4 protein-coding genes and 2 pseudogenes are annotated in these 24,051 nt (G+C 65.8%); 2 read left to right on the forward strand and 4 right to left on the reverse strand.

The genetic code is table 11. The features are described 5' to 3' along the window. Window positions 1-51: 51 nt before the first annotated feature. A pseudogene (locus MYXE_RS00995) lies at window positions 52-1,046 on the reverse strand (ERCC4 domain-containing protein). Window positions 1,047-1,098: 52 nt separating this feature from the next. Next, window positions 1,099-2,369 (reverse strand): IS3 family transposase gene (locus MYXE_RS01000; protein ID WP_415624423.1). Its coding sequence is split into 2 segments (ribosomal slippage): window positions 1,099-2,096 and window positions 2,096-2,369, totalling 1,272 coding nucleotides; the frame shifts between segments, so codons are not numbered across the junction. Between the two features lie 53 nt (window positions 2,370-2,422). Between MYXE_RS01000 and MYXE_RS24900 the strand changes: the two are divergent. Further along, window positions 2,423-16,519 (forward strand): annotated as a pseudogene (locus MYXE_RS24900) (amino acid adenylation domain-containing protein); the annotation flags it as partial. 101 nt (window positions 16,520-16,620) lie between these two features. Continuing rightward, on the forward strand, window positions 16,621-16,812 hold the full coding sequence (locus tag MYXE_RS25420; protein WP_232061699.1) for an acyl carrier protein: 192 nt from the start codon (window positions 16,621-16,623) through the stop codon (window positions 16,810-16,812). Between the two features lie 64 nt (window positions 16,813-16,876). Here MYXE_RS25420 and MYXE_RS01040 read toward each other — a convergent pair whose 3' ends face one another. Continuing rightward, window positions 16,877-17,551: a methyltransferase family protein gene (locus MYXE_RS01040; protein ID WP_085197320.1), complete on the reverse strand. Its 675-nt coding sequence runs from the start codon at window positions 17,549-17,551 to the stop codon at window positions 16,877-16,879. 69 nt (window positions 17,552-17,620) lie between these two features. Further along, on the reverse strand, window positions 17,621-23,968 hold the full coding sequence (pks2, locus tag MYXE_RS01045; protein ID WP_085197318.1) for a sulfolipid-1 biosynthesis phthioceranic/hydroxyphthioceranic acid synthase: 6,348 nt from the start codon (window positions 23,966-23,968) through the stop codon (window positions 17,621-17,623). Window positions 23,969-24,051: the final 83 nt, after the last annotated feature.

Genomic DNA, 24,051 nt, shown 5'->3' on the forward strand with positions numbered 1-24,051 from the left:
GACCGGTGTGCTTCCTGATCTGGTGGTGAGCGTAGTACGCGGCCGTAGACGCTAGGTTCGGTTCGACGAGTTGGTGTCGTACCAAGCAGTCCAGATCTCGGGGCGGAGCCGCCGCGGTCGGGTACCGGTAAGCCGGTGCCGCGAGCCCAGGCGCGGACTTCGGCGGTGGATGGCGTCGGCGCTGCGGGTGCCTGGTCGAGGTGGGCGATGTCGACTCTGATCGGTGAGATACGTTGCATGGCAGCGTGTTCGGTGGTCGCCCAGGCGTTGGCGGCGGCGAGGAACCGGTAGGTGTATTCCTCGGCGAGCTGGCGGGTCTCGCAGAACACGACGGGCACGTTCGGCCAGCGGATCTGCAACTCGGCGAGCCCGTCGGCGACCACCGCGGGCCGGATGCGGTCAAGCTTGAACAGCTGCGAGTAGCGATCCTCGATGACCACCGCCGCGCGCGGGAGCGCGGCTAGGTCGCCGACCTGGTAGCGCAGCTTGCCGCCGGTGAGGCTGGCTACCAGATCGACCAGTGACTTGCGTTCCACGCTGGCGACAAGCTGACCATCAACGACGATTCCGTAGTCCCCGCACGGCAGCGCCCGCTTGACCGTGGTGACCTGCTGGGTTGCGAACCGGTAGGCGTACTGCTCGTGGCTGTCGACCACGATCTGCAGCTCCTCGATGCCGTGCGCGCGGGCGGTCGGGGTGCGCACGTTCGGGCGTGCCTGTTTGCGGGTGCGCGGCGACTGCCAAAACACCACGTCGCGGCCCCGAGCCTGGGTGAACACGAGCTGGGAGCGGTTGTGCCGGGACCGGTCGGCGATCACGTCGATCGCTGCGCCGCGCCGACGACACGACCGCAACCGCACTCGTTCGACGATTACCGGATCGTCGGGCCACTCGTCCAGCGGTACCGGGTAGGCGAACAAAGCTTTTTCCCGCGGCCAGGTTCCCGACGTGCGGAACAGCAGGTCACCGCCACCGAGCGGGACCCTCAGCAACAACGGCAGCCTGGAGTCTTCATCCGGGTTGACCGCGATCAACAACTCCGCCACAAGTCCCGAGTCTGCCATCGGTGTTGGGTGACACCCCCGTCGCGACCCGAGCCTACGGACTGCTGATGGGGTCGCCGGCTTGCAGCCGGGCGTAGTACTCGGCCTCGGCTTCGGCTGGCGGGCGGCGGCCAAGGCGGTGCATGAGCCTGGCGGTGTTATACCAGTGCACCCACGCCGAGGTGATGTTCTCCAGGTCGGCGAGGGTGCGGATCGGTCCGGTGCGGAACGGGGAGCCCGCGCGCACGCACTCGGTTTTGTAGAGCCCGATCGTGGTTTCGGCCAACGCGTTATCGAGGGCGTCCCCGACAGTCCCGATCGACGGGACGAGTCCGGCCAGCATCAGTGTCTCAGTGAAATGTGTTGCGGTGTATTGTGATCCGGCATCGCTGTGATGAATCGTGTCACCGGTGAGCGGATGTCCCTGCCGCGCCCGGTATGCCGTGGCTTGGCGGATCGCCCGCTCGACGAAGGCGGTGTTCTTCGTCAACGAGCACTCCCAGCCCGCGATCAGCCCGGCATAGGCGTCGATTACGAATGCGGTGTAGCCGAACCCGCCGCCATCGAGCGGCACGTAGGTGAAGTCCGCCACGTCCAGCTCGTTGGGCCGCGATGCATGGAAGCGCCGCCGCACCAGGTCCGGCGCTCTCGCGGCGGCCGGATCGCGCTCGGTAGTGCGTATCGTCCGGGCGCGCGTGGCCCCGCGCCAGCCGTGCTTGCGCATGATCCGTTCGACCGTGCAGCGCGCCACCGGGATGCCCTGGCGCTGCAGGTGCGCCCACATCTTCAGGCTGCCGTACAGGCACTCCGGTGGGCGTTTGCCGTGCTCGTCAGGCTCATAGACGCCGGCGAGGATCTCGGTGATCGTGGTGTCCCACAGGGCCCGTTTTGACGGCGCCGACGACCGGTGTGCCCAGTAGGTGCGTGGGGCGATCGCCACGCCCTGGACACCCAGGGCGCGGCACATCGGTACGACCCCGAACCGGTCCTTGTGTTCGTCGATGAACTCGCAGATCAGCGGTGTAGCGGGTCGCACTCCCGCGCGAAGAAAGTTGTTGCGGCCTTTAGTATTTCGATCGTTTGCTCAAGTTCCTTGGTTTTGCGGCGCAGCTCCCGCAGCTCGCGTGCGGTCTCAGTCGGCACACCCGCAGCCTCACCGTCGTCCACCTCGGCCTGGCGCACCCATTTGCGCAGCGTCTCCGCGCTCATCCCCAACCGCGCCGAGATCGCGCGCATCGCCGCCCACTCGGTCTCGTAGTCATCGCGATGCTCTCGGACCAGCCGCACCGCCTTGGCCTTGGTGTTCTCATCGTACTTGCTCGGCATCGTGCCATCCTTCCCTCAAAAGAAGGTGTGCACGAAACCCGGGACGGTTCACTGATGAGCAGGTCAAGATCCGCGGGTATCGCATCGAGTTGGGGGAGATTCAGGCCGCGTTGGCTGGTTTGGATGGGGTGGATCAGGCGGTGGTGATCGCCCGTGAGGACCGCCCTGGCGATAAGCGCTTGGTCGGCTACATCACCGGCAGCGCTGATCCGGTTGAGGTTCGCCAAAAGCTGGCGCAGCGGTTGCCCGAGTACATGGTGCCCGTCGCGGTGGTGGTGATCGACGCGCTGCCGTTGACGATCAACGGCAAACTCGACACCCGGGCCTTGCCCGCTCCCGAATACAGCACGGGCAACTATCGTGCCCCGGCCACACCCACCGAGGAAATCTTGGCCGGCATCTACGCCCAAGTACTCGCACTGGAGCGGGTCAGCGTCGACGACTCCTTTTTCGATTTGGGTGGGGATTCGTTGGCGGTGATGCGCCTGGTTGCTGCGGTTAACAACAGTTTGGGCGCTGATCTTGCGGTGCGCACGGTGTTTGAGGCGCCCACGGTTGCCCAGTTGGCGCCGCGTATCGGTGCGGGTGGGGGTGGGCTTGCGCCGTTGCGGCCGGTGGAGCGCCCGGCGGTGGTGCCGTTGTCGTTTGCCCAGTCGCGGTTGTGGTTTTTGGAGCAGTTGCAGGGGCCGTCTCCGGTTTACAACCTGGCGGTGGCGTTGCGGCTGGGCGGGGCACTTGATGCTGGCGCGTTGGGGGCGGCGTTGGGTGATGTGGTGGCCCGTCATGAGAGCTTGCGCACGGTGTTTCCTGCTGTTGACGGGGTTGCTCGGCAGGTGGTGGTTTCTGCGGAGTGGGCCGATATCGGTTGGCAGGTGGTTGATGTCGCTGGGTGGCCGCCGGGTCGGCTGCAAGAGTCGATCGAGCAGGCGGCGCATCATAGTTTCGACTTGGCTGCTGAGATTCCTTTGCGGGCAGGGCTTTTCCGTCTCGCTGACGACGAACATGTGCTGGTGGTTGTGGTTCACCACATCGCGGCTGATGGCTGGTCGATTACCCCGTTGGTGCGTGATCTGGGTCTGGCCTATGGTGCCCGGTGTACGGGGCGGGTCCCTGATTGGGATCCGTTGCCGGTGCAGTACGCCGATTACACGTTGTGGCAGGCGCCCAGTTCGGTGATCTCGATGACAGTCAGAGCCTGATTGCTGCGCAATTGGCTTATTGGGAGCAGGTTCTGGCGGGGATGCCCGAGCGGCTGGTGTTGCCCACCGATCGGCCGTATCCGCCGGTGGCCGGTCAGCGGGGTGGTCGGGTGGCCGTGGAGTGGCCGGCGCGGTTGCAGCAGCAGGTGGCGCGGGTGGCGCGTGAGCATAACGCGACCGGTTTCATGGTGGTGCAGGCTGCGTTGGCGGTGTTGTTGGGCAAGCTTGCCGCGAGTTCGGATGTGGCTGTTGGGTTTCCGATCGCTGGGCGGCGGGATCCGGCGTTGGATGAGTTGGTCGGGTTTTTCGTCAATACGTTGGTGCTGCGGGTGGATTTGGCCGGTGATCCCTGTGTGGCTGAGTTGTTGGCCCAGGTGCGGGCGCGCAGCCTGGCTGCTTTCGAGCATCAGGATGTGCCCTTTGAGGTGTTGGTGGAGCGGCTTAACCCGGCCCGGTCGTTGGCTCATCACCCGTTGGTGCAGGTGATGTTGGCTTGGCAGAACCTGCCTGGGCAGCTTGGTGATGGCCTGGCCGGGTTGGCGTTGGGTGATCTGCAGGTTGCTCAGATGCCAATCGACACCCACACCGCCCGCGTGGATTTGTCGTTTTCGTTGGCGGAGTGCTTCACCGAAGCCGGTGAGCCGGCGGGGATTTCCGGGATGGTGGAGTTTCGCAGCGATGTGTTTGACGCTGCGAGCGTTGAGGCGTTGGTGGGGCGGTTGCAGCGGGTGTTGGCGGTGATGACTGCTGAGCCTGCCCGGCGGTTGTCGGCGGTGGATGTGCTCGATGCCGGTGAGCATGCCCGGTTGGAGGAGTGGGGTAATCGGGTGGTGTTGACCCGGCCGGTGGTGCCGGTGTCGGTTCCGGAGTTGTTCGCCGCTCAAGTCGCGCGCTCACCGCAGGCGGTGGCGTTGTCTTGCGGGGATGTGTGCATGACTTACCGCGAGTTGGATGAGGCCGCTAATCGGTTGGCGCACTTGTTGGTTGGTTATGGGGCGGCCCGGGCCAGTGTGTGGGGCTGCTGTTGGAACGCTCGATCCAGGCGGTCGTGGCGATGGTGGCGGTGCTCAAAAGCGGTGCGGCGTATCTGGCGATAGACCCGGCGTTGCCGGATGCGCGCATCGATTTCATGCTCGCCGATGCCGGGCCGGTCGCGGTGCTCACCACCACCGGTCTGGCCGACCGGTTGGATGGCCATGAGGTAGCCGTCATCGACATTGACGACCCGGCCGTTGAAACGCAACCGGGTACTGCCCTGCCGGGCCCGGTTCCTGCGGACCTCGCCTACCTGATCTACACCTCGGGCACCACGGGGGCGCCCAAAGGGGTGGCCATCACCCACCACAACCTGGCTCATCTAGCGGAGTCGTTGCCCCCACACCTGCCGGGGGCTCAGGTGTGGACGCAGTTTCATTCGTATGCGTTTGACTTTTCGGTGTGGGAGATTTGGGGTGCGTTGCTGCATGGTGGGCGGTTGGTGGTGGTGCCCGATTCGGTGGCCCGCTCCCCCGACGACTTCCATGACCTGCTGATCGGTGAACGGGTCAATGTGCTGACCCAGACCCCCTCGGCGGTGAGCGCGCTGTCGCCGCAGGGGTTGGAGTCGGTGGCGTTGCTGCTCGGCGGTGAGGCTTGTCCGGCTGAGTTGGTGGAGCGTTGGGCGCCGGGTCGGGTGATGATCAACGCCTATGGCCCGACCGAGGCCACGGTGTATGCGTCGATGAGTGCGCCACTGTCGGTCGGGACCGGCGTGGCACCGATCGGTTCGCCGGTGTCGACCACCGCGTTGTTCGTCCTGGATGGCTGGTTGCGGCCGGTGCCGGTGGGGGTGGTTGGTGAGTTGTATGTGGCCGGTCGTGGGGTCGGGTGTGGGTATTGGCGTCGGTCGGGGTTGACTGCGGCCCGGTTTGTGGCGTGTCCGTTTGGGGGGGTTGGGGCGCGGATGTATCGGACCGGGGATGTGGTGTGTTGGCGTGCCGATGGGCAGTTGGAGTATGTGGGCCGCGCTGATGAGCAGGTCAAGATCCGCGGGTATCGCATCGAGTTGGGGGAGATTCAGGCCGCGTTGGCTGGTTTGGATGGGGTGGATCAGGCGGTGGTGATCGCCCGTGAGGACCGCCCTGGCGATAAGCGCTTGGTCGGCTACATCACCGGCAGCGCTGATCCGGTTGAGGTTCGCCAAAAGCTGGCGCAGCGGTTGCCCGAGTACATGGTGCCCGTCGCGGTGGTGGTGATCGACGCGCTGCCGTTGACGATCAACGGCAAACTCGACACCCGGGCCTTGCCCGCTCCCGAATACAGCACGGGCAACTATCGTGCCCCGGCCACACCCACCGAGGAAATCTTGGCCGGCATCTACGCCCAAGTACTCGCACTGGAGCGGGTCAGCGTCGACGACTCCTTTTTCGATTTGGGTGGAGACAGCATTCTGTCAATGCAAGTCGTTGCGCGGGCGCGTACCGTCGGTCTGCAGCTGCGGCCGCGCGATATTTTCGTCCAACAGACTGTGGCCCGCTTAGCTCGCGTGGCCAAGGCGGTCGATGCTGCCAGCCCAAGTGATGACGGTGTCGGGCAACTGCCCGCGACCCCGATTATGCGCTGGCTGCAGAGCATCGGCGGCGCGGTAGAGCAGTTCAACCAGACGGTGCTGCTGCAGGCGCCGGCCGGGGCAACGGAGGCCGACGTGGCGGTGCTGTTGCAGGCGTTGCTGGATCGGCATGCCATGTTGCGGGCACGTGTCGACGACGACGGTGCGGGCAGCTGGTTGGTCACGGTGCCCGACGCCGGTTCAGTGGACGCCCGCACCTGCCTGAGCACCGTCGAAACGCTCACCGATGAGGCGCTGATCACGGCGCGGTCGCGGCTCAGCCCGGCCGCGGGGGTGATGGTCAGCGCGCTGTGGGTGACCTCCACCAGCCAGTTGGTGTTGATGATTCACCATTTGGCGGTTGATGGCGTGTCATGGCGAATCCTGCTGGAGGACATAAACATTGCCTGGGCCCAGCACCGGAGCGGACAGCAGATCTTGCTGCCTATCACTGGGACGTCTTTTGCCCGTTGGGCCACACTGTTGGCCGAGCACGCGCGCCATCCAGAAGTGGTTGAACAAGCGCAGATGTGGCGGGAGATCGTCGCGGTGCCTGCGGTGCTCACAGCGGTCTGCCCCGAAGTGGATACGTTTGAAAGCGCCGGGCGCTTGTCGGTGTCGTTAAAGGACGTTGAGACGACCCGAATGGTCCTTGGTGAGGTACCGGCAGCGTTTCACGCCGGTGTGCACGAAATCTTGTTGATCGCATTCGGTCTGGCGTTGGCCGAGTTCGTGGGCACTGGTCCCACGCCAATCGGTATCGATGTGGAGGGCCACGGACGTTACGAGGAACTGTCTCCCGATATCGACGTGTCACGCACCGTAGGGTGGTTTACCACTAAATACCCGGTCTCACTGAGCCTGGGTGGGCTCCGCTGGGCGCAAGTAACCGCCGGCGATGCCGCGCTAGGGCGGGTGATCAAGGAAGCCAAAGAACAGTTGCGCGCACACCCGCACCCGTTGACCTATGGCCTGCTGCGCTACTTGAACACCGACGTTGAACTCGACGGGTCCGACCCGCCGATCGGCTTCAATTACCTGGGACGTCTGGGTGCCGCCGCGGCCGAGATCTCCGATGAGGTGTGGCGTATCAGTTCCGAGGGCTTGTCGTTGACGGGTGCAGCCTCGGCGATCCCGATGCCGTTGCCGCACACGGTGGAACTCAACGCCGGCACCGTCGACACTGATGCCGGCCCGTTCCTGCACGCCAACTGGACTTGGGCGCGTTCAGCTTTCGACGAAACGGAGGTTAGCCGCTTGAGCCAATTGTGGTTTGAAGCTTTGCACGGCATGTGCGCGCACGTGCGAAGCGGTGGAGGCGGATTGACGCCTTCGGATGTCGCACTTACCGGCCTTAGCCAGGAGCAGATCACCGAGCTCGAGAGGCAATATGCGGATCGGTGACGTACTGCCCTTGACCCCCTTGCAGCGGGGGCTGCTGTTTCATGCGAGGGCTGCACGGGACAATAGCGACGATGTCTATGCGATGCAGCTGGACATCGCCATATCGGGACAGCTTGATCCCCACCGGCTCCATGATGCTGTACAGAAAGTGGTGAATCGCCATCCCAACCTGGCAGCGCGATTCACCGAAAAGTTCGACGTGCCCGTGCAGATCATCCCCGCCGATCCTGTGGCGCCCTGGCGGTACGTCGAACTCGACGGCGACGGCATCGACGAGCAAATCCAGCATGTTTGCGCCGCCGAACGTGTTGCGGTGTACAACCTCACCGGCCAGCCGGCGTTTCGGGCCGCGTTGATCCGCATCGCGGAGGACCAGCATCGGTTTGTGCTGACCGCCCACCACATTGTGATGGATGGGTGGTCGCTGCCGGTTGTGTTGCGGGAGCTGTTCGCCGGCTATTACGGGCAGCGGCTGCCGGCACCCGCGTCGTATCGCAGCTTTATCACTTGGCTGGCCGATCGTGACCTTGACGCCGCGCGCACGGCGTGGCGTGCGGTGTTCGACGGTTTCGACAACCCCACGCTGGTGGGCCCGCCCGACCGGTTGGGGCCGGGGCGGCGAGGCGTGGCCTCGGTGAAGGTGCCCGAACGGATCACCCGCGCGGTTAGCGAGTTGGCGCGCTCGCAGCATACGACGGTCAACACCGTGCTGCAGGCTGGGTTCGCGCAGCTGCTGATGTTGCTGACCGGCCAGCGAGATGTCGCCTTCGGCACCGCGGTCTCGGGTCGGCCCGCCGAGGTGGCGGCGCGGAGTCGATGGTGGGTCTGTTGATCAACACCGTGCCGGTGCGGGCGCGCATCACGGGGCAAACCACGGTCGCCGAGCTGCTCGAGCAGCTGCAGCACGTGCACAACGACACACTCGAACATCAGCACCTGGCGCTTAGCGATATTCACCGCGCCACGGGCCACGAGCAACTGTTCGACACCCTTTTCGTGTACGAGAACTATCCAATCGACACCGCCGCCTTGTCCGGTGCCGACGGGCTGGCCATCACCGAGTTCACCACCCGCGAATACAACCACTACCCGCTGTCCGTGGTGGCCGTGCCCGGCCGCGAGCTGGTGCTTCGCGTCGAATTCGACACCGAGGTGTTCGATGCGCCCGGCGTCGAGGCGCTCACCGAGCGGTTGCGGCGGGTGTTGGTGGCGATGACGGCTGATCCGGGGCGGCGGTTGTCGATGGTGGATGTGTTGGACGAAGCTGAGCGCGTCCGGCTTGATGGGTGGGGTAACCGGGTGGTGTTGACCCGCGCGGCGGCCAGGCCGGTGTCGATTCCGGTGGTGTTCGCTGAGCAGGTGGCGCGCAGCCCGGAGGCGGTGGCGGTCACCGCCGTCGGTGGCTCGATGACCTATCGGGAACTGGATGCGGCGGCGAACCGGTTGGCGCATCTCCTGACTGGTCTCGGGTGGGTGCGGGTCAGCGGGTGGGGGTGTTGTTGCCCCGGTCGGTCGAGGCGATTGTGGCGATCGTGGCCGTCCTGAAGACGGGGGCGGCGTATGTGCCGATGGATCCGGCGCACCCGCCGGCGCGGTTGAGGTTTTTGCTCGAGGATGCCGCGCCGGTCGCCGCGGTCACCACCGCGGGGCTGGCTGAGCGGCTGGACGGGCGCGAGCTGCTGGTTGTCGATGTCAACGACCCCGCGATTGCCGCCCAGCCGCACGCCCCGCTGCCGGTGCCGGCGCCGGAGGAGATCGCGTATGTGATTTACACCTCGGGTACTACCGGTGTGCCTAAGGGGGTGGCGATTGCGCATGGCAATGTGACGCGGCTGCTGGCGACCCTGGACGCCGAGCTGGGGTTGTCGGCGGGGCAGGTGTGGACGCAGTGCCATTCGCTGGCGTTTGACTTTTCGGTGTGGGAGATTTTCGGCGCGCTGCTGCACGGTGGCGGCTGGTGGTGGTTTCTGATGCGGTGGTGCGTTCGCCAGAAGACTTGCGCGCGTTGCTGATTGCCGAGCAGGTCAGCATGTTGAGCCAGACCCCGTCGGCGTTTTATGCGCTGCAAACCGTTGATGCGCAACACCCCGACCGGGCACAGCGGCTGGCGTTGCAGACGGTGGTGTTCGGCGGTGAGGCGCTCGAACCCCAACGGCTTAGGTCGTGGCTGGATGGCCATCCGGGCGTGCCGAGGCTGGTCAACATGTATGGGATCACCGAGACGACGGTGCATGCCTCGTTTCGGGAAATAGCCGCCAGCGACGCCGCTAGTTCAGCCAGCCCGATTGGGGTGCCGTTGGCCCATCTCGGGTTTTTTGTGCTGGACGGGTTGTTGCGGCCGGTGCCCGCGGGGGTGGTCGGGGAGTTGTATGTGGCTGGCGCCGGGGTGGCGTACGGGTATGTGGGCCGTGCCGGGCTGACGGCGTCGCGGTTTGTGGCCTGCCCGTTCGGCGGGCCTGGGGCGCGCATGTATCGCACCGGGGATTTGGTGCGCTGGGGTGCTGATGGGCAGCTGCAATATGTGGGCCGCGCCGATGAGCAGGTCAAGATCCGCGGGTATCGCATCGAACTGGGCGAAGTCCAGGCCACCCTGGCCGCAGTGGAGGGTGTGCAGCAGGCGGTGGTGATCGCCCGCGAGGACCGCCCCGGCGACAAGCGCCTGGTGGGCTATGTCACCGGAACCGTCGACCCCGCCGCGATCCGCGAGCAGCTGGCCGAGCGGTTGCCGGGCTACATGGTGCCGGCCGCGGTGGTGGTACTGGACGCGTTGCCGTTGACGGTCAACGGCAAACTCGACACCCGGGCCCTGCCCGCCCCGGAATACAGTGACGCCGACCACTACCGGGCCCCAACCAACCCCACCGAAGAAATCCTGGCCGGCATCTACGCCCAAATCCTGGGCCTACAACGCGTCGGCGTCGACGACTCCTTCTTCGATTTAGGCGGCGATTCACTGTCGGCGATGCGGCTGGTGGCCATGGTCAACACCGGCTTGGATGGCGGGCTTGCGGTGCGCACGGTATTTGAGGCTCCGACGGTTGCGCAGTTGGCTTTGCGTTTGCGCGACGATACTGTGGCGCTTGAGCCGTTGAAGCCGGTTGCGCGCCCCGCGGTGATCCCGTTGTCGTTCGCTCAGCAACGGTTGTGGTTCATTGACCAGTTGCACGGGCCCTCACCGGTTTACAACATGCCGGTGGTTTTGCGGTTGCGGGGCAATCTCGACGCCCGGGCGCTGGGTCAAGCGCTGACCGATGTTGTTGTCCGCCATGAAAGCTTGCGCACAAAGTTTCCTGCGCCCAACGGGACACCCCAGCAGCGGGTGATACCTGCTGAGCAGGTTGACATTGGGTGGGATGTTGTCGATGCCAACGAATGGGGAGCAGGCCGCTTGGATGAGGCAATCGGCATCACGGTACGTCATAGGTTTGATCTCGTAGCCGAAATTCCTCTGCGGGCCACGCTTTTCCGCATCACCGACGACGAACATGTGCTGGCAGTCGTGGTGCACCATATTGCCGCCGACGGATGGTCGATTACTCCGTTGGTGCGTGATCTAGGGGTGGCTTATGCCAGCCGACGCGCGGGGCGGGCGCCGGACTGGACCGAATTGCCTGTGCAATACGTCGATTACACATTGTGGCAGCGCGCGCAGTTCGGGGAACTCGGTGATCGCGAAGGCCCGATCGCAACGCAGTTGGCCTACTGGGAGCAGGCGCTGGCTGACATGCCTGAACGCGTTACCCTGCCCACCGACCGGCCCTATCCGCCTGTCGCGGAACATAGCGGCGCCAGAGTAAGCCTAAAGTGGCCAGCTGAGTTGCAGCGGCAGGTTACGCGGATGGCCCGAACGCACAACGCCACCAGTTTCATGGTGATGCAGGCCGCCTTGGCGGTGCTGTTGGCCAAGCTCAGCACCAGCACTGATGTGGCCGTCGGCTTCCCGATCGCCGGTCGCCGCGACCCCGCACTCGACGAGCTGGTGGGGCTTTTCGTCAACACCTTGGTGCTGCGAGTCGACCTGACCGGTGATCCCACCATGGCCGAGCTGTTGGACCAGGTCCGAGCACGCAGCCTGGCCGCCTATGAGCATCAAGATGTGCCCTTTGAACTGGTGGTGGAGCGGCTTAACCCGACGCGATCGTTGACTCATCACCCTCTCGTGCAGGTGATGTTTGCCTGGCAGAACTTCGCCTGGCATGGCAGCGACCCCACCGCCGCAGTGCCACTGGGTGGTTTGCAGGCTAGCCCGCTGCCGGTGGATACGCGCACCGCGCGGATGGATTTGTCGTTTTCCCTGGCGGAAGGGTTCACCGCGGCGGGTGAGCCGGACGGGATCAGTGGAGTGGTGGAATTCCGCACCGATGTGTTCGATGCGCCCGGCGTCGAGGCGCTCACCGAGCGGTTGCGGCGGGTGTTGGTGGCGATGACGGCTGATCCGGGGCGGCGGTTGTCGATGGTGGATGTGTTGGACGAAGCTGAGCGCGTCCGGCTTGATGGGTGGGGTAACCGGGTGGTGTTGACCCGCGCGGCGGCCAGGCCGGTGTCGATTCCGGTGGTGTTCGCTGAGCAGGTGGCGCGCAGCCCGGAGGCGGTGGCGGTCACCGCCGTCGGTGGCTCGATGACCTATCGGGAACTGGATGCGGCGGCGAACCGGTTGGCGCATCTCCTGACTGGTCTCGGGGTGGGTGCGGGTCAGCGGGTGGGGGTGTTGTTGCCCCGGTCGGTCGAGGCGATTGTGGCGATCGTGGCCGTCCTGAAGACGGGGGCGGCGTATGTGCCGATGGATCCGGCGCACCCGCCGGCGCGGTTGAGGTTTTTGCTCGAGGATGCCGCGCCGGTCGCCGCGGTCACCACCGCGGGGCTGGCTGAGCGGCTGGACGGGCGCGAGCTGCTGGTTGTCGATGTCAACGACCCCGCGATTGCCGCCCAGCCGCACGCCCCGCTGCCGGTGCCGGCGCCGGAGGAGATCGCGTATGTGATTTACACCTCGGGTACTACCGGTGTGCCTAAGGGGTGGCGATTGCGCATGGCAATGTGACGCGGCTGCTGGCGACCCTGGACGCCGAGCTGGGGTTGTCGGCGGGGCAGGTGTGGACGCAGTGCCATTCGCTGGCGTTTGACTTTTCGGTGTGGGAGATTTTCGGCGCGCTGCTGCACGGTGGCCGGCTGGTGGTGGTTTCTGATGCGGTGGTGCGTTCGCCAGAAGACTTGCGCGCGTTGCTGATTGCCGAGCAGGTCAGCATGTTGAGCCAGACCCCGTCGGCGTTTTATGCGCTGCAAACCGTTGATGCGCAACACCCCGACCGGGCACAGCGGCTGGCGTTGCAGACGGTGGTGTTCGGCGGTGAGGCGCTCGAACCCCAACGGCTTAGGTCGTGGCTGGATGGCCATCCGGGCGTGCCGAGGCTGGTCAACATGTATGGGATCACCGAGACGACGGTGCATGCCTCGTTTCGGGAAATAGCCGCCAGCGACGCCGCTAGTTCAGCCAGCCCGATTGGGGTGCCGTTGGCCCATCTCGGGTTTTTTGTGCTGGACGGGTTGTTGCGGCCGGTGCCCGCGGGGGTGGTCGGGGAGTTGTATGTGGCTGGCGCCGGGGTGGCGTACGGGTATGTGGGCCGTGCCGGGCTGACGGCGTCGCGGTTTGTGGCCTGCCCGTTCGGCGGGCCTGGGGCGCGCATGTATCGCACCGGGGATTTGGTGCGCTGGGGTGCTGATGGGCAGCTGCAATATGTGGGCCGCGCCGATGAGCAGGTCAAGATCCGCGGGTATCGCATCGAACTGGGCGAAGTCCAGGCCACCCTGGCCGCAGTGGAGGGTGTGCAGCAGGCGATGGTGATCGCCCGCGAGGACCGCCCCGGCGACAAGCGCCTGGTGGGCTATGTCACCGGAACCGTCGACCCCGCCGCGATCCGCGAGCAGCTGGCCGAGCGGTTGCCGGGCTACATGGTGCCGGCCTCGGTGGTGGTACTGGACGCGTTGCCGTTGACGGTCAACGGCAAACTCGACACCCGGGCCCTGCCCGCCCCGGAATACAGTGACGCCGACCACTACCGGGCCCCAACCAACCCCACCGAAGAAATCCTGGCCGGCATCTACGCCCAAATCCTGGGCCTACAACGCGTCGGCGTCGACGACTCCTTCTTCGATTTAGGCGGCGACAGCATCTTATCGATACTGGTAGTCGTCTGGGCCCGCGCTGCAGGTCTGCTGTTACGGCCGCGCGATGTTTTCGTCGAGCAGACCGTGGCCCGGCTGGCTCGGGTGGCTCGGGTGGCAGAGGTGGTCGATGGCGGGGTCGACGAGGGCATTGGGCAGTTGGCGGCCACCCCGATCATGCGCTGGCTGCGCAGCCTGGGCGGCGCGGTCGAGCAGTTCAACCAGACGATGGTGGTGCAGGCGCCGGTAGGGGTCACCGACACCGACGTCGTGGTGGTGTTGCAGGCGTTGCTGGACCGGCACGCGATGTTGCGGGCACGGGTCGATGACGACGGTGCCGGGGGCTGGTTGCTGACGGTGCCCGAGCGCGGCTCGGCGGACGCGCGCGACTGCCTGCACGTCACGGACGCGCTATCCGATGAGGCGCTGATCGAAGCGCGGTCACGGCTGGACCCGGCCGCCGGTCGGATGGTCAGTGCGCTGTGGGTAAGCTCCACACGACAATTGGTGCTGACGATTCATCACCTGGCCGTCGACGGGGTGTCGTGGCGGATCTTGCTGGAGGACCTCAACATCGCGTGGGCCCAGCACCGCGGTGGGCAGCCGGTCGCGTTGCCGGCGACCGGGACGTCGTTTACCCGATGGGCTTCGCTGCTGAGCCGGTACGCGCGCCGGCCCGACGTTGTAGCCACCGCCGAGGTGTGGCGACAGGTCGCGGCGACCCCGGCGGCGTTGCCCGCGGTGCGCCCTGAGACAGACACATTCGCCGCCGCCGGATACTTGTCGGCGTCGCTGGACGCCCACGACACCCGCATGCTGCTCGGCGAAGTTCCGGCGGCCTTCCACGCCGGGGTCCACGACATCCTGCTGATCGGCTTCGCCCTGGCAGTGGCTCAGCTAGGGGCCGCTCGCGGCGCCCCGATCGGCATCGACGTCGAGGGCCACGGCCGCGACGAGGACATTGCCCCCGACGTCGACCTGTCGCGCACGGTGGGGTGGTTCACCACCAAGTACCCGGTGTCGTTGACGGTCGACCCGTTGCCCTGGGCGCAGGTAGTGACCGGAGGACCCGCGCTGGGAGCGGTGATCAAGCGCGCTAAAGAGCAGCTTCGCGCCTTGCCGGATCCGCTGACCTACGGCGTGCTGCGCTACCTCAACGACGACGTCGACATCGCCGAATCGGACCCGCCGATCGGGTTCAACTACCTGGGCCGCTGGGTGCCCCCGCGGCGTATGCATCCGGTGATGTGTGGCGCATCAGTGCCGAGGGATTGTCGCTGACCGGCGCGGCCGCGGCGATCCGAGTGCCGCTGCCGCACACCCTGGAGCTCAACGCCGGCACCGTCGACTCTGACGCCGGCCCGCAGCTGCACGCCAACTGGACCTGGGCGCCGTCGGCGCTGGACCACGCCCAGGTCAGCCGGCTGAGCCAGTTGTGGTTCGAGGCGTTGCGCGGTATTTGCGCGCACGTGCGGGCCGGTGGCGGTGGATTGACCCCGTCGGATATCGAGCCTGCCCGGTTGAGCCAGCAGCAGATCGACGAACTGCACCAGCGTCACCGCGTCGCTGACATTTTGCCGCTCACACCACTGCAGCAGGGGCTGCTCTTCCACGCCAGCGCCGCCCACGGCAGCGGCGATGACGTGTATGCGGTTCAGCTTGATGTGGCCATCACCGGCCCGTTGGATCCGCACCGGCTGCGCGAGGCGGTGGGCACGGTGGTCAACCGGCATCCCAACCTGGTGGCCCGATTCTGGGACGGGTTCGACGAGCCGGTGCAGGTGATTCCGGCTGATCCTGCGCCGCCGTGGCGGTATGTCGAACTCGACGGCGCCGACGTCGAGGCGCAGGTCGAGGAGATCTGCGCCGCCGAACGCGCCGCGGTCTGTGACCTCAACGGCCAGCCGGCGTTCCGGGCGGCATTGATCCGCGTCAGCGAGCACCAGCACCGGTTTGTGCTCACCAACCACCACATCGTCCTCGACGGCTGGTCGATGCCGATCCTGCTACGGGAAATATTCGCCAGCTACCACGGGCAGCAATTGGCGCCGCCTCCGCCATATCGCAGCTTCATGACCTGGCGGGCCGGCCGGGATCACGCCGCCGCCCAGGCGATCTGGCGTGAAATGTTCAACGGCTTCGCATCCCCCACACTGGTCGGCCCGCCGGACCGGTTAGGGCTCGGACCGCGAAACGTTGAATCCTTCCCGATACCCGCCAAGACCACTCACGCGGTCACCAAACTGGCCCGCTCACACCACGTCACCATCAACACCGTGCTGCAAAGCGCCTGGGCGCAACTGCTTATGTGGCTCACCGGCCGCCACGATATCGCCTTCGGCGCGGTCGTCTCCGGCCGACCGGCCGAACTGGCCGGCGCGGAATCAATGGTGGGCCTACTGATCAACACCGTGCCGGTGCGGGCAACCATCACCGCGGCCACCACCACCACCGACCTGTTACACCAACTACAACGTGCCCACAACGACACCCTCGAACACCAACACCTAGCGCTAACCGACATCCACCGCCTCACCGGTCACCAGCGACTGTTCGACACGGTGTTCGTCTACGAGAATTACCCCATCGACACCGCCGACGTCTCCAGCGTCGACGGGCTAAGCATTACCCAACTCACAGTCCGCGACTACTACCACTACCCGCTTGCGGTGCAAGCTGTGCCGGGCCCACAACTCGACCTTCGCGTCCAATACCGCACCGACGTATTCGACAGCGCCACTATCACCACCCTGATGGAGCACTACCAACGAATCCTGGTGGCAATGACCACCCATCCCAACCGGCCACTGCCCTCGCCAACCATGATGGTTATCGCACGCCCGCAACACCGCTCGAACAGATTGTTGCCGACATTTTCGCTCAGGTGCTGGGTATTAGCAGCGTGGGGGTCGACGAGTCGTTTTTCGACCTGGGCGGAGATTCGATTGCTGCCATGCGGGCAATCGCCGAGATTAACGCGGCAACGGGTTCACGCTTGACAGCCCGTGAGTTCTGCGATGCGCCGACGGGTAGCCGTTTGAGCTTGCTAGTTGCTAGTCAGCGACCGGGTGAGCACAGAGCAAGAAGTGGCTAGTGCGAGTCCGCACACTGCTAGCGATTAGGACCAGTAAGAACCCTTCGTGGCCCAACTGAGGTGCTCACCACATACCTGGCACCAGGCGATAGCGAACTTTCTGGGCGTACTCAGGGTAACCATCGAGCTCATCGCGGAGCAGTTTCTCTTCATCGCGGATTCGCAAGACCAATGCAAGTACGCCAGGTAAAACAAAGACGAGCCCCCAGTAGGAGCCAAGCGCTAGTGGTATGCCGATCATGACAACCACATTTCCGGTGTACATCGGGTGACGCACGAACCCATACAAGCCCGTAGAGATAAGCTTCTGATTGGCTTCCACCCGCACCGTAGCGGCCGCGTAGTTGTTTTGAATGATCACAAGAATTGCTACCCCAAGGCCGACCGCGACAAAAAGATCCCCAAGCAAGCAGATCGGTGTCGGTACGAGCGCCCACCCAAAGCGATGCCCCAGGGTGCTGACGATCAACAGTGCCGCCAGCGACAACCACAGGCCACCCATAACGGCCTTCTGCATCTTCCGGATCTCCGCCGCCGGCCCACCCCGCATCCGTCGTTGAAGCGCAGCGGGATTCGTCCTCAGCAGGTAAATGCCCGGGATCCAAGTCAAAAGCGCATACACCGCCAGAAAAACCCAGGCCTGCCAGTAATCGAATGTGCCGGCTGCCAAAAACAGCAACAGGCCGAACACAACAGGCTCGACAACGGCGGACACCAGCATTTTGGGAGTGGCTTTCACCGATCTTCCTCATCGTGCGACACACAACGCGTCCGGCCGACGCACCGCAGCGTCTCGGCGACCAAAATGTCAGGCAGCTTCGGCGGGCGCCAGCTTTTCAACCAGCAGGTCCGCCAATCCGCGAATGGTGCCGATGCTGGTGAGATCGCCGGCGTTGATCCGTATTCCGGTCTCGGCCTCGATGCGGGTACGCAGTTCGAGCGCGCCCAGCGAGTCCAGGCCGTACTCGGTGAGCGGCCGGTCGGGATCGACGCTGCGACGCAGGATCAGGCTGACCTGGTCGGAAAGCAGACGCCGAAGCCGGGTAGGCCACTCGTCGATCGGCAACTCCTTGAGCTCGGCGAGGAATTTGCTTGTGCCCCCGATATTTTGCCCGGTCGAGCGGAACGCTTCAGCGAACGGGCTTAGCTCGGCGAATGCGGTTAGCCACGGCGCGCCCGTGATGGGCGCGTAGCCGGTGTAGGCGCGGTCGTGGCGCAACAGCGTTTCGAACGCGTACGCGCCCTCGTCGGGATCGATGGCAACCGCACCGCCCTCGGCCATCGCGGTTGCGCGCCCGATCTCGGCCCAGGCTCCCCAGGCGATCGCGGTCGCCGGCAAGCCCTGCGCGCGACGCCACCAAGTGAAAGCGTCCAGCCAGCTGTTGGCCGCCGCGTAGGCGCCCTGTCCGGGCGAGCCCACCAGCGCCGCCGCCGAGGAGAACGAGCAGAACCAGTCCAACGGCTGGTCAGCAGTGGCGGTGTGCAGGTTCCATGCACCGTAAACCTTTGGTGCCCAGTCCTGTTCGACGAGCTCGTCGGTGATGTTAGTCAGGGTGGCGTCCTCGATCACCGCCGCCAGATGCAGCACACCGCGCACCGGCAGCCCGGTAGCCGTCGCCGTAGCCACCAGCCGCTGCGCCGTGTCGGCCTCGGTGATATCGCCGCTCTCCACCACGACGTCGGCACCGAGCCCGCGAATGCGCTCGATGGCCTCCGCGGCCTCAGCCGTCGGCTGCGAGCGCGAGGACAACACGATGCGCCCACAGCCAGCCGCAGCCATCTTCTCGGCCAAGAACAGCCCCAGGCCGCCAAGCCCACCGGTGACGAGGTAGGCGCCGTCGCGGCGGAACACCTTCGCCTGTGCCGGCGGAACCACCACTCGGCTGGCCCCGGTGTGCGGGATGTCGAGCACGAGTTTGCCCGTGTGCTGGGCCCCGCTCATCACCCTGATAGCGGTGGCCGCGTCGGCCAGCGGATAGTGCGTGGTCTCCGGCATCGGCAACGAGCCATCGGCGACCAGCTGGTACACCGTGCTCAGCACGTCTCGCAGCCGGTGGGGATGGGTGACGGTCATCAACGCCAGATCGACGCCGTAGAACGACAGGTTGCGCCGGAACGGGAACAGCCCCAACCGGGTGTCGCCGTAGATGTCGCGTTTGCCGATTTCGATGAATCGGCCTCCGTAGGCCAACAGTTCCAGGCCCGCGCGCTGGGCGGCGCCGGTGACCGAGTTGAGCACGATGTCCACGCCGTAGCCGGCGGTGTCGCGGCGGATTTCGTCGGCGAACGCGACGCTTCTCGAGTCGTAGACATGCTCAATCCCCATGTCGCGCAACAATTGCCGACGCTGCTCACTGCCTGCGGTGGCGAAGATCTCGGCTCCTGCGGCGCGGGCCATTGCGATCGCCGCTTGCCCCACGCCCCCGGTCCCGGAATGAATCAGCACCTTTTCGCCGGCCTTCATGCGGGCCAGCTCGTGCAGGCCGTACCAGGCGGTGGCGTGCGCGGTGGTCACCGCCGCCGCTTGCTCGACGGAAAGTCCGGCGGGCAGCGGCACGGCCAAACGCGCATCGCAAATGACGAACGTGCCCCAACAGCCGTCGGCGGACAGACCCCCGACACGATCACCCACCTTGTGGTCGGTCACGTCGGGACCGACGGCGGTCACCACCCCGGCGAAGTCGGTGCCCAGCTGCGGCAGCCGACCCTCGATGGCCGGGTACCGGCCAAACGCGACCAGTACATCGGCGAAGTTGATGCTCGACGCGCTGACCGCGACTTCGATCTGTCCGGGACCTGGCGAAACCCTTTCGCGCGCAACGAGCTCCATCGACTCCAAATCACCGAACGTGCGGATCTGCATGCGCATCCCGTCACGCTCATGGTTGGCGCGCGTGGTTTTCCGCTCCTCGGGCAGCAGCGGAGCGGGATACAACCGCGCGACATACCATGCGCCGTTTCGCCAAGCGGTCTCGTCTTCCTCGGAATCGCCGAGCAGTTGCTGTGCCAACTGGTCGGCGTCGACGGCTTCGTCCACATCGATCTGGGTCGCGCGCAGATGCGGATGCTCGGTGCCGATCACCCGCACCAATCCTCGCAGTCCGGCCTGCTCCAGGTTGACCACGTCACCAGCCAGCACCTTTTGGGCATTGCGGGTCACCACGTACAGGCGAGGCGCCTCCCCGGGAACCTCCGGCAATTCACGGGTGATACGCACCAGATGCTGCACATACTCGCGGCCCAGCAGCGGGGACTGGTCATGCGCGTCGCCGTTTTTCGGTCCCGTGAGGATCACCACACCGCTGAATCCACCTGTGCGCAAGTAGTTTTCGAACTCTTCGCGGTTGGAGACATGGTCGGCACGCGGTGGCCAGCACATTGTCGTGCAGTACGCGCCATGGCTTTTCAGGGCATCGGTTAACCTGGTGGCCACCACGTCCGCGGTGGCGGCAGTGCTGACCAGCAGCCAGCTTCCAGCGTCGGGGTGTTCGACCTCGGCCGGCTCTTGTTGCCGCCACTCGATGGCCAATAGCCGCTCGCTCAGCACTCGCTCTTTGTAAGCGTCACCGGAAAGTCGTGCGCCCCATTGCCCGCCCTGCATGGTGAGCAGCACTGTGCCGTGCTCGTCGAGCAATTCGAAATCCGCCTCGACACCGGAATCGTCGGCTTTCACCACTCGCGTGTAGCAGTAGCGGGCGTTGCGAACCGAACCGTAGGCGCGTAGCCGTCGCACACCCCGCGGCAATCCCAGCACCTCTTCGCCGAGAGCCTGGACGTCCCGATGACCCTCGATGCATTGAAAACATGTATCCAGCAACGCCGGGTGGATGCCGTAAGCATCCTGCTGCGAACGTATTTGGCGCGGTAGCGCAACCTCGGCCAGCACCGTGTCGGTTCCCTCGTCACCGGCGTACACGGTGCCGAGCGCGGTGAACGCCGGACCGAACTGAACCCCACGCGCATCCAATCGCCTGCGCACCTCGTCGCCGTCTTCGCGATGCGGATGCGCGGCCAGCAGGGCAGACATATCCCGGGCAGGTGGCTGCTCGTCGTCGGCGGCCTGCAGGACCGCGGCAGCGTGCCGCGCTTGTTCGCCGCCTTGATTGGTCTCCACGCTGAACTCGGCGACGCCCGGCGAGGTCAGCGACGCCGTAGCGCCGACCGTGGTCTGTGCATCCAGCCGCAGCGCCCGCTCGAAGCGAATGTCGCGGACCTCGGAAGCTTCACCCAGCACCGTTCGCGCGGCCGCCAGCGCCATCTCGCAGTACCCCGCCCCGGGCATGACTGCGACATCGCGGATCCGGTGATCGCCCAGCCAGGGCTGGGCGTCGGTGCCGACCTCGGCCTGCCACGCGTGGCGCTCGGGTTCCTCCTGCAAGCGCACATGCGATCCCAACAACGGGTGCACCGACACCGTGCACGCACCGTGCATCGGGGAATCCTGGGCCTCGCGATTCCAGAACAATCGCCGGTGCGTCCACGTCGGAAGCGGCGCATCGACCAGTCGACCAGCCGGATACAGCACCGAAAAGTCCACTGCGGCACCCGCGTTGTGCACATCGGCTACAAAGCCACGCAGCCCGAACGGCAGCGGTTGTTCGCGGCGCATACCGGCCACCGCGGCCAGCGGGATATCCAGGTTGCGAGCGGTCTGGTCCAAAGCGTGGCTGAGCAGCGGGTGCGGCGAGACCTCGGCGAAGACGCGGTAGCCGTCCTCCAAGGCGGCCTGCACGGCCGCGGCGAACCGCACCATGCGGCGCATGTTGTCGGCCCAGTAGCGGGCGTCGCAGACCGGTTCTTCACGCGGATCGAACAGGGTCGCCGAGTAGAAGGGAACTTCCGGTGTCATCGGGTTCAGCTCGGCGAGCGCATCGGTCAGCTCCCCGAGGATCGGATCGACTTGCGGTGAATGAAAAGCCACGTCGGTGGGAACCTCGCGGGCCATCACGTCACGCTGCTCCCAGGCTGCGACCAGCTCACGAACCGTCTCGGCGGCGCCGGCGATCACCGTGGACTGCGGCGAGGCCACTATCGCCACCACGACGTCGTTGATGCCGCGGGCCGTGAGTTCCGAAAGCACATCCTTGGCAGGCAGTTCCACCGATGCCGTGGCACCGGTGCCCGCGACGCGTGACATCAGCTGTGAGCGGCGACAGATGACACGCAACCCGTCTTCGAGCGATAGTGCGCCTGCAGCGACCGCGGCCGCGGCCTCGCCGAGCGAGTGCCCGATCACCGCGCCCGGACGAACCCCGTATGCCTTGAGGGTGGCGGCCAAGGCGACCTGCATGGTGAACAGGGTCGGCTGAATCCGCTCCTGACCGGTCACCACCTCGGGGGCCGTCAGCGCTTCGGTCACCGAGAACCCGGATTCACCGGCGATCATCGGCTCGGCCTGCGCGACGGTGGCGGCGAACACCGGCTCGGTCGCCAGGAGCTGCGCGCCCATACCGGCCCACTGCGAATCCTGCCCGGAAAACACCCACACCGGCCCCCGGTCGTCTTGCCCGACAGCGGGCTGATACGGCGTGTCGCCCTCGGCGACTTCGCGCAACGCGTCGATGAGCTCCTGGCGGTTGTTGGCGATGACGGTGGTGCGGACCGGGCGGTGCGCGCGCCGGCGAGCCAGCGTGTAGGCCAGGTCCGGCAATGCCACGTTGTCGTGTGCCTGCACCCAGTTGGCGATCCTGCCTGCGGTGCGGCGCAGTTCGTCGGCCGAGGTAGACGACAGCGGGAACAGCAACGGTTCCGTCGCTGCTTGGGCGGTCCCGTCGTGTTGTCCAGCGGCTTCAGTGGTTTCGGGAGCTTGCTCGACGATGGCGTGCGCGTTGGTTCCCGAAAACCCGTACGCCGACACCGCCGCCCGCCGCGGAGCGTTGCCGTTGATTGGCCACGGCGTATTTTCCTGCGGCACAAACAGATTGGTCTCGATTTGGGCGACGTCGTCGGGCAGGCGGGTGAAGTGCAGGTTTCGCGGGATGACGCCATGCTGCAGCGCCAGGATGGCCTTCACCAGGCCCAACGTTCCCGCGGTCGACTGGCTGTGGCCGAAATTGGTCTTTGCGGCTCCGAGCGCGCACGGAGTGTCGATGCCGTAAACCTCAGCGAGGCTGGCGTATTCGATGGGGTCGCCGGTCGGTGTCCCGGTGCCGTGGGTCTCCACCATGCCGATACTGCTTGCGTCCACCCCGGCCACCGCCAACGCGTCACGATAAGCCTCGACCTGCGCGGACCGCGAGGGCGTGGTGATGGTGACCGTGCGGCCGTCGTTGTTTAGGGCGGTGCCGCGCACCACGGCCAGGATCCGGTCACCATCGCGCAGCGCATCCGCAAGTCGCTTCAGCAACACCACGACAGTGCCTTCGCCGCCCACGAACCCGTCCGCAGCAACGTCGAACGCCCGACAGCGCCCGGTCGGAGACAGCATGCCGCCCGCCGACCCCGCGGAGAACTTGCGCGGATCCAGTGCCACCGCCGAACCGCCGGCCAGGGCGAGGTCGCATTCGCCGTCGCTCAAGCCACGGCAGGCCATATGTACCGTGACCAGTCCGGCCGAGCAGGCGGTGTCCACTGTCAAGGCGGGACCATGCACCCCCAGGGCATACGAGATCCGCCCCGAGCCCATGCAGTACCCGTTACCCAAAAAGCCGTAGGGCCCCTCCAACGCGTGGGCGTCGGCAGCCACCAGCTGGTAATCGTTGTGTCCTAAGCCCACGTACACGCCTGTGCGCGTGCCGGCCAAACGCGCCGGGCTCAGCCCCGCGTGCTCGGCTGCTTCCCAAGAGACTTCCAGCAGTAGCCGGTGCTGAGGGTCGATCGCGATCGCCTCCTGCTCGCTGATCCCGAAGAAATCTGCATCGAAGCCGGCAACGTCGTCGATGAAGGCGCCCCACTTCGACACCGACCGGCCCGGTACTCCGGGCTCGGGGTCGTAGTACTCGTCGGCATCCCAGCGGTCGGGCGGGATCTCGGTGACCAGGTCATCGCCGCGCAGCAACGCCTCCCACAGCAGCTCCGGGGAGTCGATGCCGCCAGGAAGCCGGCAGGCCATGCCGATGACAGCAATCGGAGTGACCGGCGTGGCGCCCTTGGTGGGCGACGAATTCGCCGAAGTTGAGCGGTCCACACCATGATTGATCGCCCCGAATGAAACCATTACGCCTCCTCACAGCAACGACTGTGTAGTCTTGTGCGCTCGTCGGCACAACGCGTGGCACCTGATTGACTACCCCCGGCGCC

Origin of the sequence: Mycobacterium xenopi, from assembly GCF_009936235.1 — a bacterium.
Taxonomy (GTDB): Bacteria; Actinomycetota; Actinomycetes; order Mycobacteriales; family Mycobacteriaceae; genus Mycobacterium; species Mycobacterium xenopi.